Annotated in this window: 10 protein-coding genes and 2 pseudogenes; 9 read left to right on the forward strand and 3 right to left on the reverse strand. The window is 70.6% G+C overall.

Annotation, left to right across the window (positions count from 1 at the left end):
- Positions 1-69: 69 nt before the first annotated feature.
- The gene (locus ACWEN3_RS28415; RefSeq protein WP_452976420.1) at positions 70-756 is read right to left on the reverse strand and encodes a glycerophosphodiester phosphodiesterase; all 687 of its coding nucleotides are present in this window, start codon (positions 754-756) and stop codon (positions 70-72) included.
- Positions 757-800: 44 nt separating this feature from the next.
- Positions 801-1923 (reverse strand): annotated as a pseudogene (locus tag ACWEN3_RS28420) (adenosine deaminase).
- Between the two features lie 322 nt (positions 1924-2245).
- Here ACWEN3_RS28420 and ACWEN3_RS28425 point away from each other — a divergent pair.
- On the forward strand, positions 2246-2983 hold the full coding sequence (locus tag ACWEN3_RS28425; protein ID WP_452976422.1) for a DUF4190 domain-containing protein: 738 nt from the start codon (positions 2246-2248) through the stop codon (positions 2981-2983).
- 102 nt (positions 2984-3085) lie between these two features.
- The gene (locus tag ACWEN3_RS28430; RefSeq protein WP_452976424.1) at positions 3086-3535 is read left to right on the forward strand and encodes a DUF4190 domain-containing protein; all 450 of its coding nucleotides are present in this window, start codon (positions 3086-3088) and stop codon (positions 3533-3535) included.
- Between the two features lie 69 nt (positions 3536-3604).
- Here the strand turns inward: ACWEN3_RS28430 and ACWEN3_RS28435 are convergent, their stop codons facing one another.
- A complete protein-coding gene (locus tag ACWEN3_RS28435; RefSeq protein WP_452976436.1) occupies positions 3605-4162 on the reverse strand; it encodes an NADAR family protein in 558 nt (185 codons plus the stop codon).
- A gap of 209 nt (positions 4163-4371) precedes the next feature.
- Between ACWEN3_RS28435 and ACWEN3_RS28440 the strand changes: the two genes are divergently transcribed.
- The 7 genes and pseudogenes from ACWEN3_RS28440 to ACWEN3_RS28470 all read left to right on the forward strand — a co-directional run bounded on the left by ACWEN3_RS28440 (position 4372) and on the right by ACWEN3_RS28470 (position 12154).
- Positions 4372-5907, forward strand: a complete 1536-nt coding sequence (locus tag ACWEN3_RS28440) for a gamma-aminobutyraldehyde dehydrogenase (protein ID WP_452976426.1) — start codon at positions 4372-4374, stop codon at positions 5905-5907.
- Positions 5908-5956: 49 nt separating this feature from the next.
- Positions 5957-7204, forward strand: coding sequence for an ABC transporter substrate-binding protein (locus ACWEN3_RS28445; RefSeq protein ID WP_452976428.1), 1248 nt, complete (start codon positions 5957-5959; stop codon positions 7202-7204).
- An 8-nt stretch (positions 7205-7212) separates the two neighbouring features.
- On the forward strand, positions 7213-8379 hold the full coding sequence (locus ACWEN3_RS28450; protein ID WP_452976438.1) for an ABC transporter ATP-binding protein: 1167 nt from the start codon (positions 7213-7215) through the stop codon (positions 8377-8379).
- Positions 8379-9309: pseudogene (locus ACWEN3_RS28455) on the forward strand (ABC transporter permease). The gene ACWEN3_RS28450 and the pseudogene ACWEN3_RS28455 overlap by 1 nt, the downstream one beginning before the upstream one ends.
- Positions 9310-10110: an ABC transporter permease gene (locus tag ACWEN3_RS28460; protein ID WP_452976430.1), complete on the forward strand. Its 801-nt coding sequence runs from the start codon at positions 9310-9312 to the stop codon at positions 10108-10110. It abuts the pseudogene before it with no gap.
- A 22-nt stretch (positions 10111-10132) separates the two neighbouring features.
- On the forward strand, positions 10133-11563 hold the full coding sequence (locus ACWEN3_RS28465; protein WP_452976432.1) for an NAD(P)/FAD-dependent oxidoreductase: 1431 nt from the start codon (positions 10133-10135) through the stop codon (positions 11561-11563).
- Positions 11564-11695: 132 nt separating this feature from the next.
- Positions 11696-12154, forward strand: coding sequence for a hypothetical protein (locus tag ACWEN3_RS28470; protein WP_452976434.1), 459 nt, complete (start codon positions 11696-11698; stop codon positions 12152-12154).
- Positions 12155-12361: the final 207 nt, after the last annotated feature.

Below are 12361 nucleotides of genomic sequence, written 5' to 3' on the forward strand. Positions count from 1 at the left end.
GTCCCGCGTGGCCGCTGGACGCGCGACCGTCCCTTGGAGGGTCGCGCCCCCTCGGGAACTCGGCTGGTTCTAGGCGCCGTTGCGCAGGGCGTCCAGGACGTCGACGCGGTTCGTCGTGATGGAGTCGACGCCCACGTCCAGCAGACGGCGCAGGGCACGGCGGGTGTCCGGGGTCCAGACGGACAGGAGGAACCCGTCGTGGTGGACCCGGGCCGCGAGGTCCCGGTCGACCAGGGAGAAGCGGTAGTTGAGCCAGCGGGGCCGGATCGCGTCGAGCAGCGCGGGCCGGGGCGGGGCGAGCGTCGTCCAGGTCAGGGCGATCTCGGCGGCCGGGTCGGCGGCGCGGACGGCGAGCATGGCCTCGGCGTGCGCGCAGTAGTACACGCGGTCCCGGGCCCCGCCCTGCCGGACGACGTCCATGACCCGGGCCGCCGTCCGCCGGTCCACCCGCCCGCACAGGTCCACCATCACCCGGCTGTCGCCGGTCGCGTCCAGCGCCTCGGCCAGCGTCGGCACCCTGCCAGCGGTGAGTCCGCGCACCTCCTCGGCGGACAGGGCGCGCAGCGGGCGGTCCAGGTCCCACAGCCGCTTGAGCGTGTCGTCGTGCAGCAGCACGGGGACACCGTCACGGGTGAGCCGTACGTCGATCTCGACCGCGTCCGCGCCCTGGTCGAGCGCGGAACGCAGCGAGTCGAGCGTGTTCTCGCGGAAGCGGTAGGGGTCGCCGCGGTGGGCCACGGCGGTCACGGTCTGCATGGCCCCCATTGTGGTGTGCTCCCGTGTGTGCTCCGGCGTGTGCTTCAGGAGGCGAGCCAGGCGGAGGTGTAGCTGTCGATCTCCGCCGCGATGCGCGCCTTGCCCGCCGCGTCCAGGAAGGACGCCTCGACTGCGTTCTTGGCGAGGCCGGCGAGGCCGTGCTCGTCCAGGTCGAGGAGCCGGGCGGCCACCGCGTACTCGTTGTTGAGGTCGGTGCCGAACATCGGCGGGTCGTCGGAGTTGATCGTGATCAGCACTCCGGCCCGTGCGAACTCCCTGATCGGGTGCTCGTCCAGGGTGCGGACCGCGCGGGTGGCGATGTTGGAGGTCGGGCAGACCTCCAGCGGGATGCGGCGCTCGGCGAGGTGCGCGAGCAGCTCCGGGTCCTGGGCGGAGCTGGTGCCGTGCCCGATGCGCTCGGCGCGCAGCTCGTGCAGCGCGTCCCACACGGTCTGCGGGCCGGTGGTCTCGCCGGCGTGCGGCACGGAGTGCAGACCGGCGGCGATGGCCCGGTCGAAGTACGGCTTGAACTGCGGGCGGGGCACGCCGATCTCGGGCCCGCCGAGCCCGAACGACACCAGGCCCTCCGGGCGGATCCGGTCGTCGGTGGCGAGGCGGGCGGTCTCCTCCGCGGACTCGAGCCCCGCCTCGCCGGGAATGTCGAAGCACCAGCGCAGCACGGTGCCGAACTCGGCCTCGGCGGCCTTGCGGGCGTCCTCGATCGCGGCCATGAAGCCGAGCTCGTCGATGCCGCGCCGGGTGGAGGAGAAGGGGGTGAGGGTCAGCTCGGCGTACCGCACCTGCTGCCGGGCCAGGTCGCGGGCCACCTCGTAGGTGAGCAGCCGGACGTCCTCCGGGGTGCGGATGAGGTCGACGACCGACAGGTACACGTCGATGAAGTGGGCGAAGTCGGTGAAGGTGAAGAAGTCGACCAGGGCCTCGGGGTCGGTGGGGACCTTGGAGTCGGGGTGGCGGGCGGCCAGTTCCGAGACGATGCGGGGGGAGGCGGAGCCGACGTGGTGGACGTGCAGTTCGGCCTTGGGCAGCCCGGCGATGAAGGTCCGCAGGTCGCGGTCGGCCGTGCCGGCGGCGGGTACGGAGCTGTCGGTCAAGGGGTCCTCCCCGGGAAGGGCGCCGACGGGCCCGTACGGGCGCGGCGCGGGTGATCGGCTGATCGTCGGTATCGACATCCTAGGCGGGGGAGGGACGGCACCGGGCTGGGGAGCGGCTGGGCCGGCGGGCGGGGAGATGGCCAGTGGCGGCGGGGAGGGGGAGTGGCCGGAGCTTCCTGCCGGCGACCCCGTCCGCCGGGCCGTTCGGAGCCCTTTTTGCGGTAGTTCGGTCGACCGGTGAGCCGGGAACGGAGCTTCGTCGTGGCGGTGGGGCGCTCGGTCGCGGGCCCCGTCTGTCGGGACGGTGGGACCGTCCGGTGGGGCCCCGCGGGTGAGGTCGTAGCATGGCGGCACGAACGACCGAGGGGGATGCGCACGTGACGGACGGAACGCAGTCGAGTGGGGCGGCCGGCGGCGGCCACGACCCGTGGGCGCCGCCCGAGCAGAGGCTGTCGCTGGACAAGAATCCGCAGCCCGGCCCGGACGGCGCAGGAGCCGCCGCACAGCCGCCGTCCGTGCACGACCAGGCCACCATGATCTCCATGCCCGCCGACGGCTTCGCCCCGCCCGTACCCGGCTTCGCCCCGCCCGCCGCGGGCACTCCCGGCTTCGGCGCCCCCGCCTTCGGCGCCCCCGGGACCGCCCCGTCCGGGACCGAGCAGGTGCCGCCCCCGCCGATCGCGCCCTCCGGCCCCGGCATACCCGCCGCGCCCGTGCCGCCCGGCGGCTACGGCTACCCCGGCTACCCGGCGGGTTACGGCTGGCCCGGTATGCCGATGGCCCCGCAGAACGGCATGGGCGTCGCGGCGCTGGTACTCGGCATCCTCTCCATCTGTCTGTTCTGTATGTACGGCGTGGTCTCGGTGGTGCTCGGCATCCTCGCCGTGGTCTTCGGCGTCAAGGGCCGCCGGCGGGCCGAGCGCGGCGAGGCCACCAACCACGGCCAGGCCCAGGCGGGCCTGATCATGGGCGTCATCGGCATCGTCGTCGGCATCGCGGTGATCGTGCTGCTCGCGATCGGCATCACCGCCGCCATCAAGAACGAGAAGTCGCGCCCCGACCCGTACTACGGCTCCGCCCACACCCTCTCGGCGACGGTGGCGACCGGGCGCTGACCCCGGCCCGCCCCGGGCCTCGTTCCGCGGTCCGCACTGACCGGCTCCCCGGCTCCCTCCGTGGCCTTACGATGCCTTGATCGTCATTGGAGGGGAGACTCGATGTCCGACACCACACCCGGTGGCTTCGGCCCACCGAACCAGCCCGCGCCTCAGCAGGCCCCGGGGTACGGCTACCCGCAGCAGCCCGCCCAGGGCTACGGCCAGCCCCAGCCGGGGTACCCCGCCGCCCCGCCCCTGGGGTACCCGCAGGCCCCGGGCTACGCCGCGCCGATGCAGCCGAGCAACGGCATGGGCACCACGGGCCTGGTGCTGGGCATCATCGGCGTGGTCTGCAGCCTGACCTTCTTCCTGTGGTTCTTCGGGGTCATCCTGGGGATTCTCGGCATCATCTTCGGCGCCATCGGCCGGGGCAAGGCCAACCGCGGTGAGGCCACGAACAAGGGGGCGGCGACCGCGGGCCTGGTCTGCGGGATCATCGCCACGGTGATTCTGCCGCTGCTGGGCCTGGCCGTCTTCGCCAGCATCATGGGCAGTTCCAGCACGTTCTGACGAAGTCCAGGAGTCCCGGGGGGCCGAAGCCGGTCCCCCGGGACACCGGCTGTCGGGGCCCCCTTCTTCTCAGGCCCCTGCCAACCGCTCCCGCGCCTCCATCAACGCGAAGCCCAGCAGGTTGGGGCCGCGCCAGCGCTCGGGGTCGGACGCCGCCTCGTCGTCCGTGGCCAGGCCTATGCCCCACACGCGGTCCACCGGGCTCGCCTCGACCAGCACACGGTCACCGGTGCCGAGCAGGAAGGCCCGCAGATCGTCGTGCGCGGCGAACTTGTGCACGCTGCCCTCGACGACGATCCGGAACCGCTCGCGCTCCCATATCCCCTCGTCGAAACCCCGGACCAGCCGCCCCGCCTTCTTGGCCTCGGCGGGATGCTCCGCGGCCAGCACCCGGCGCTCCGCCTCCGCGTCGCCGAACAGCCGGGCCTTGCCGGCCATCATCCAGTGCTCGGCCGTCGCGTAGGCCACACCGTCCACCACGAACGGTGACGGCCACCACTGACTCAGGCAGCTCGCGCCGACCCCGCCGTCCTGCCTGGCCCGGTGCCCCCAGAAGTGCAGGTACCTGACCCGGGACCCGGTCCGAACCTCCCTGATCAGGGCTTCCACACCGTCGATCTTTCCCATGCACGCGAGTGTGGCACGCACCACTGACACTCCGTCCGTCCTTTTCCTCCGTGACTCGACACGTGGTCGACAGATTCCGTCGCGTAACCAAAAGGCAACAACGGAATCACTTGTTGGAGTGCACTTGCTCTGTCAGGATCGGCACTCAAATCGAGCTGGAGCTACGCCACCCGCCCACCGGGACGGGGCGAACGGCGGAGGAGAGCGACATGCACAACCCGGGCATTGCCACCCCGGAACGATTCCCCGCGCAGGAACGATTCGCGGACGGCGCGCAGTTCATCGCGGGCCGCCCGGCCAAGGGCACCTCGGGGCGGACGCACACCGTGGTCGACCCCGCGACCGGCGAGGACGTGTACACCTACGACCTGGCCGGCACCGACGACGTCGACGCGGCCGTCGCCGCCGCACGCGAGGCCTTCCCCGGCTGGTCCTCGGCCACCCCGGGCGAGCGCTCGGACGCGCTGCACCGGTTCGCGGCCGTGCTCGCCGACCGAGCCGAGGACCTCGCCCGCGCCGAGTCCCTGCAGTGCGGCAAGCCGCTGAAGCTCACCCGGGAGTTCGACGTCCCCGGGACCGTCGACAACACCGCGTTCTTCGCGGGGGCCGCCCGGCATCTTCAGGGGCAGTCGGCCGGTGAGTACTCCGGCGACCACACCTCGTACGTCCGCCGCGAGCCGATCGGTGTCGTCGGGTCCATCGCGCCCTGGAACTACCCGCTCCAGATGGCCGCCTGGAAGATCCTCCCGGCGATCGCCGCGGGCAACACCATCGTGCTGAAGCCGGCCGAACTGACCCCGCTGACCTCCCTGCTGTTCGCCGAGGCGGCCACCGCCGCGGGCATCCCGGACGGCGTCGTCAACATCGTCACCGGGACCGGCAGGGAGGCAGGTGAGCACCTGGTCGGCCACCCCGACGTGGCCATGACCTCCTTCACCGGGTCCACCGCCGTCGGCCGGCGCGTCGCCGAGATCGCCACCGCGACCGTCAAGCGGCTGCACCTTGAACTGGGCGGGAAGGCGCCGTTCGTCGTCTTCGACGACGCCGACCTGGACGCGGCCGTGAACGGCGCCGTCGCGGGCGCGCTGATCAACACGGGCCAGGACTGCACCGCCGCCACGCGCGCGTACGTGCAGCGGCCGCTGTACGAGGCCTTCGTGGAGCGGACGGCCGCCCTGATGGAGACCGTACGGCTCGGGGACCCCTTCGCCGCCGGCACCGACCTCGGGCCGCTGATCTCGCACGTACAGCGGGACCGGGTCGCCGGGTTCGTGGAGCGCGCGCGTGCCTACGCGCGCGTGGTGACCGGTGGCGAGGCCCCGAAGGGCGACCTGGAGAAGGGCGCCTACTACCGGCCCACGCTGGTCGCCGGCGCCCCCCAGGACAGTGAGATCGTCCAGTCCGAGATCTTCGGCCCCGTACTGGTCGTCCTGCCCTTCGACAGCGACGACGAGGGGATCCGGCTGGCCAACGACACCCCGTACGGCCTCGCCGCCTCCGCGTGGAGCGGCAGTGTCTACCGCGCGAACCGCGCCACCCGCGAGATCAAGGCGGGCTGCGTGTGGATCAACGACCACATCCCGATCATCAGCGAGATGCCGCACGGCGGCTACAAGGCCTCCGGCTTCGGCAAGGACATGTCGGCGTACTCCTTCGAGGAATACACGCAGGTCAAGCACGTAATGTTCGACAACACCGCGGTGGTCCGCAAGGACTGGCACCGCACCATCTTCGGGGACCGATAGAAGACCCGGCCATCACCAGGCCCACCCCTCCCGAAAGGGCACCACGCGCATGGAGCAGTACGAGCCCCACCGCCTGACCCCGGCCGAAGCGGCCGCCATGCGGCGCAGTCTCCGCGACGGCCGGGCCGCCATGACCCGCCGGTCGATCCTGCGCGCCTCCGCAGGCGGCGCGCTGGCGATCGGCGGACTGGGGACGCTGAGCGCCTGCGGCATCCCCGCGGCGACCAAGACCCAGGGCGGTGTCTCCGCCGACGACCACTCGGCCAAGGAGAAGGTCGTCAACTTCTCCAACTGGCCCGAGTACATCGACGTGGACGACAAGACCAAGCGGCACCCCTCGCTCGACCAGTTCGCGAAGCAGAGCGGCATCCAGGTCAAGTACACCGAGGACATCAACGACAACGACGAGTTCTTCGGCAAGATCCAGCCGGAGCTCGCCGCCGGCCAGGACACCGGCCGCGACCTCGTCGTCCTCACCGACTGGCTGGCCGCCCGGATGATCCGCCTCGGGTACGTGCAGAAACTGGACCCGGCCAACCTGCCGCACGCCTTCGCCAACCTGTCGGACCAGTTCCGCGCGCCCGACTGGGACCCGGGCCGGGCGTACTCGTACCCCTGGCAGGGCGTCTCGACCGTCATCGCCTTCAACAAGAAGGCGCTCGCCGGCATCGAGGTGAAGTCGGTCTCCGACCTGCTGGACAACCCGAAGCTCAAGGGACGCGTCAGCTTCCTGACCGAGATGCGCGACACCATCGGCATGACGATGCTCGACATGGGCAAGGACCCGGCGAAGTTCACCGACGACGACTACGACGCGGTGATCGCCCGGCTGCAGAAGGCCGTCGACAAGGGCCAGATACGCCGCTTCACCGGCAACGACTACACGTCCGACCTCACCAAGGGCGACATCGCCGCCTGTGTCGCCTGGGGCGGCGACATCGTGCAGCTCCAGGCGGACAACCCGGACGTCGGCTACGTCATCCCCGACAGCGGCTACATGACCTCGACCGACAACATGCTGATCCCCAACAGGGCGCGTCACAAGACGAACGCCGAGCGGCTCATCGACTTCTTCTACGAGCCGGAGCCGGCCGCCGAACTCGCCGCGTACGTCAACTACGTGAGTCCGGTCGCGGGGGTGCAGCCCTACCTTGCCAAGATCGACAAGGCGGCGGCGGCCAACCCGCTGATCGTTCCCGACAAGGCCATGCAGGCCAAGTCCCGTTCCTTCCGCGCCCTGACGCAGAAGGAAGAGACCGCCTACCAGCAGAAGTTCTCCAAGCTCACAGGGGCGTGACGACGACGATGACGACGGACAACAGCGGCGACGTCCGCCTCTCCGGTATCGGCAAGACCTACGACAACGGCTTCACCGCCGTGCACCCGCTGGACCTGACCGTGCCCCAGGGCTCCTTCTTCGCCCTGCTCGGCGCCTCCGGCTGCGGCAAGACCACCACCCTGCGCATGATCGCGGGCCTGGAGGAGCCGACCAGCGGCACCGTGCACCTCGGCGAGCAGGACGTGACGCATCTGCCGCCGTACAAGCGGCCGGTGAACACGGTGTTCCAGTCCTACGCCCTCTTCCCGCACCTCGACATCTTCGAGAACGTCGCCTTCGGTCTGCGCCGGCGCGGCATAAAGAGCGTGAAGAAGCAGGTCGAGGAGATGCTGGACCTGGTCCAGCTCGGGGAGCAGGCGCGCAAGAAACCGCACCAGCTCTCCGGTGGCCAGCAGCAGCGCGTCGCCGTGGCCCGCGCGCTGATCAACCACCCGAAGGTGCTCCTCCTCGACGAGCCCCTCGGCGCCCTCGACCTGAAGCTGCGCCGCCAGATGCAGCTGGAGCTCAAGCGCATCCAGACCGAGGTCGGCATCACCTTCGTCCACGTCACGCACGACCAGGAGGAGGCCATGACCATGGCCGACACGGTCGCCGTGATGAACGCGGGCCGCGTCGAACAGCTCGGCTCGCCCACGGACCTGTACGAGAACCCGCGGACGACGTTCGTCGCGAACTTCCTCGGCACCTCCAACCTCATCGAGGCCGAGGTCGACACGAAGAACGGCGACGACATCGTGCTCAAGGCGGCCGGCGGCAAGCTGGTGCTGCCCGAGGCTCGCTGTTCCGCGCCGACGACGGCCGGCGGCAAGGTGCTGGTCGGCATCCGCCCGGAGAAGATCGCGCTCACCCACGCCGACGACGCCGGCTCGATCCCGGAGGGCCGCAACCGCCTCACCGGCAAGATCGCCGACGCGAGCTTCATCGGTGTCTCCACCCAGTACGTCATCGACAGCCCGGTCTGCGACGAGCTCGCGGTGTACGTCCAGAACGTCGAGCGGGACGGCCGGCTGGTCCCCGGCGCCGACGTGGTCCTGCACTGGAGCCCGGCGCACACTTTCGGCTTGGACGCCGCGCAGTCCCTGCTTGCCGGGACGGTGGGCTCCGCGGGCACCGAGGAAGAGGTCGCCGCCTGATGTCGACGCTCACCGAGGCGCCGCCGCCTCTCGCCCCCCGCCAAGCCGGAGAGCAAGCCCCCGCGCAAGCGCGGCCGGTTCACGCCGTACTGGCTGCTGCTGCCCGGCATCCTGTGGCTGGTCGTCTTCTTCGCGCTGCCGATGATCTACCAGGGCTCCACCTCCGTGCAGCAGGGCTCGCTGGAGGAGGGCTACAAGGTCACCTGGCACTTCGCGACCTACTGGGCCGCCCTGTCCGAGTACTGGCCGCAGTTCCTGCGCTCGGTCTTCTACGCGGCCGCCGCGACCGTCGGGTGCCTGCTGCTCGGCTACCCGCTGGCGTACCTCATCGCCTTCCGCGCGGGCCGCTGGCGGAACCTGATCATGATCCTGGTGATCGCGCCCTTCTTCACCAGCTTCCTGATCCGCACCCTGGCCTGGAAGACGATCCTCGCCGACAACGGCCCGGTCGTGCACGTGCTGAACACGCTGCACGTCCTGGACCTCACCAACTGGCTCGGCTGGACCGCCGGCCACCGGGTCCTGGCCACACCGCTCGCCGTGGTCTGCGGACTGACGTACAACTTCCTGCCGTTCATGATCCTGCCGCTCTACACCTCGCTGGAGCGGATCGACGGGCGGCTGCACGAGGCGGCCCGCGACCTGTACGCCAAGCCGTGGACGACCTTCCGCAAGGTGACCTTCCCGCTGTCGATGCCGGGCGTGGTCTCCGGCACGCTGCTGACGTTCATCCCGGCGGCCGGTGACTACGTCAACTCCGAACTCCTCGGCTCCACCGACACCCGCATGATCGGAAACGTCATCCAGACGCAGTTCCTGCGGATCCTGGACTACCCGACGGCGGCGGCGCTCTCCTTCATCCTCATGGCCGCGATCCTGGCCATGGTCACGATCTACATCCGCCGGTCCGGGACGGAGGACCTGGTCTAAATGCCCTTCGTCAACTGGCTCAAGCGCCGTCTCGTCGTCATCGCGGGACTGCTGACGCTCGCTTATCTCCTGCTGCCGAACGTCATCGTCACGGTGTTCTCCTTCAACAAGCCGAAGGGGCGCTTCAACTACGAGTGGCAGCAGTTCTCCCTGGACGCCTGGAAGCAGCCGTGCGGTGTCGCCGACATGTGCGGCTCGCTCTCCATCAGCCTCCAGATCGCGATCTGGGCGACGATCGGCGCCACGATCCTCGGCACGATGATCGCCTTCGCGCTGGTCCGCTACCGCTTCCGCGCCCGCGGCGCCGTCAACTCGCTGATCTTCCTGCCGATGGCGATGCCCGAGGTCGTCATGGCCGCCTCGCTGCTCACCCTGTTCCTCAACATGGGCGCCCAGCTCGGCTTCATGACGATCCTGATCGCGCACATCATGTTCTGCCTCAGCTTCGTCGTCACCGCGGTCAAGGCGCGTGTGATGTCGATGGACCCGCGGCTGGAGGAGGCCGCCCGGGACCTGTACGCCGGTCCCGCGCAGACCTTCCTCCGGGTCACCCTGCCCATCGCGGCACCCGGCATCGCCGCGGGCGCGCTGCTGTCCTTCGCGCTCTCCTTCGACGACTTCATCATCACCAACTTCAACGCCGGCTCGACGGTCACCTTCCCCATGTTCGTGTGGGGTTCGGCGCAGCGCGGCACGCCCGTGCAGATCAACGTGATCGGCACGGCCATGTTCCTGGTCGCCGTGCTGTTCGTCCTGGCCTCGATGCTGATCACCAACCGCCGTAACAACCAGAAGGCATAAGCCTCCGTAGGGAGTTGAAATCATGGCCCCAAGCGCCATGAGCCGTGGCAAAGACAACTGGATCGCCTCTCTTTCCGAAGCCCAGCCGGTCCCGTACTGGCTGGAAGACCCCGGCAAGCCCCACGCCGAGCCCGCCCTCACCGGCACCGACACCTGCGACCTGCTGGTCGTCGGCGGCGGCTACAGCGGACTGTGGACCGCGCTCAACGCCAAGGAGCGCGACCCGCAGCGGGACGTGGTCCTGCTGGAAGGCCGCGAGGTGGGCTGGGCCGCCTCCGGCCGCAACGGCGGCTTCTGCGCCGCCTCCCTCACCCACGGCCTGCCCAACGGCCTGACCCGCTGGCCCGACGAGATCCAGCGGCTGGAGGAGCTGGGCCGGCGCAACCTCGACGAGATCGAGGCCGCGGTGGCCCGGCACGGCATCGACTGCGACTTCGAACGCACCGGCGAGATCGACGTCGCGACCGAGCCCTACCAGGCGCGGGAACTGAGCGACTGGTACCGGGAGCTGGAGGAGAAGGGCCTCGCGGACGGCGTCGAGTTCCTGGACGCGGGCGCGGTGCGCGAGCAGGTCGCCTCGCCCACCTTCGAGGCGGGGCTGTGGGACCGCCGGGGCGTGGCGATGCTGCACCCGGCGAAGCTCGCCTGGGGCCTGAAGAAGGCCTGTCTGCGGCTCGGGGTGCGGGTGTACGAGCACACGCCCGCGCTGACGCTGAAGCAGTACGGCGCCGGAATGGCCGTACGCACCCCGTACGGCGCGGTCCGGGCCCGCAGGGTCGCGCTCGGTACGAACATCTTCCCGAGCCTGCTGCGCCGTGTGCGCTCGTACACCGTCCCGGTCTACGACTACGCGCTGATGACCGAGCCGCTCACGCCCGGGCAGCTGGCGGAGATCGGCTGGAAGAACCGGCAGGGACTCGGGGACAGCGCCAACCAGTTCCACTACTTCCGGCTGTCCGCCGACAACCGCATCCTGTGGGGCGGTTACGACGCGATCCACCACTACGGCGGCCGGGTGCGGGCGGAGTACGACGACCGGCCGGAGACCTACGCCAAGCTCGCCGGCCACTTCTTCACCTGCTTCCCGCAGCTGGAGGGCGTCCGCTTCACCCATGCGTGGGGCGGCGCGATCGACACCTGCTCGCGCTTCTCGGCGTTCTTCGGCACGGCCCACCAGGGGAGGGTGGCGTACGCGGCGGGCTACACCGGCCTCGGCGTGGGCGCGACCCGCTTCGGCGCGGACGTGATGCTGGACCTGCTGGACGGGGAGCGCACCGAGCGGACCGAGCTGGAGATGGTCCGCAAGAAGCCGCTGCCGTTCCCGCCGGAGCCGTTCGCCTGGACCGGCATCGCCCTCACCAAGTGGTCCCTGGCCCGCGCGGACGCCCACGGCGGGCGGCGGAACCTGTGGCTGCGGACGATGGACCGGCTGGGCCTGGGCTTCGACAGCTAGTGCTGTGACCGAGGCAACGTGGTGTGACCCGGTTCACCCGACAGGGGACGCGAAAGCCGCGTAATGCTTTCCGGAAAGCCTCCTCTCTCCTCCTGACGCGACCGCGTCGGACGAGCGAGAGGGGGCCTTCTGATGAGTGGCGCGAAGACGGCGGTCGAATGGCTGGCATCCGTCGCACCCGACCCCGGGGCGTGCCGCCGGGAATGGGAGCGCAGCCCGCTGGGGGTCGCGCTGCTGCCCGCCGGCAAGGCCTGGGACGTACTGATCCTGCCGGGCGGCCTCGGCTATCCGACCCTGGACGTGCTCACCAGGGTGCTTGACCGACCCGGCCCGGTGCTCGTCGACTTCGGCGACAACCGGGTCGGGTTCTTCGTGCCGCCCGGGACCGCGGCCCGCTGGCTCGGCACCGGCATCCGCACCGCCGGGCCCGGCACCTGGATCGTCGTGCCGTATCCGGGCCGGGCGACCCGGGGGGTGCGCTGGCTGGTGCCGCCGGACGGCTCGGGCACGTTGACCGACCCGGCGCTGCTGGAACTGGCGATGCACGAGGCCGCGGCGGAGCTGGCGAGGGGCGGGAGCGAGGACCGGTAGCGCCCCGACACCTTGACACGAGCATTGGTCTGGACCAAGTTGAGGGCGCTCCACCCTCCAACTCCCCATGCCCGGAGGCATCCGTGGATCGCACAAGACCCCTGGTCGCCCTTCTCGCGGCTACCGCCCTGGCCGTGCCCGGCATGCCGTGGCATGGCCGTCGGTGCCGATGGCGGCGGTGCCGAGCGTTACCTCGTTCTTGGCGTT

The sequence above is a fragment of the Streptomyces sp. NPDC004561 genome (genome assembly GCF_053602155.1).

Coding starts and splice junctions, on each gene's coding strand:
- ACWEN3_RS28435 (WP_452976436.1), bottom strand. CDS start 4,162: ATGGGAAAGATCGACGGTGTGGAAGCCCTGATCAGGGAGGTTCGGACC.
- ACWEN3_RS28470 (WP_452976434.1), top strand. CDS start 11,696: ATGAGTGGCGCGAAGACGGCGGTCGAATGGCTGGCATCCGTCGCACCC.
- ACWEN3_RS28415 (WP_452976420.1), bottom strand. CDS start 756: ATGCAGACCGTGACCGCCGTGGCCCACCGCGGCGACCCCTACCGCTTC.
- ACWEN3_RS28440 (WP_452976426.1), top strand. CDS start 4,372: ATGCACAACCCGGGCATTGCCACCCCGGAACGATTCCCCGCGCAGGAA.
- ACWEN3_RS28450 (WP_452976438.1), top strand. CDS start 7,213: ATGACGACGGACAACAGCGGCGACGTCCGCCTCTCCGGTATCGGCAAG.
- ACWEN3_RS28445 (WP_452976428.1), top strand. CDS start 5,957: ATGGAGCAGTACGAGCCCCACCGCCTGACCCCGGCCGAAGCGGCCGCC.
- ACWEN3_RS28460 (WP_452976430.1), top strand. CDS start 9,310: ATGCCCTTCGTCAACTGGCTCAAGCGCCGTCTCGTCGTCATCGCGGGA.
- ACWEN3_RS28465 (WP_452976432.1), top strand. CDS start 10,133: ATGGCCCCAAGCGCCATGAGCCGTGGCAAAGACAACTGGATCGCCTCT.
- ACWEN3_RS28430 (WP_452976424.1), top strand. CDS start 3,086: ATGTCCGACACCACACCCGGTGGCTTCGGCCCACCGAACCAGCCCGCG.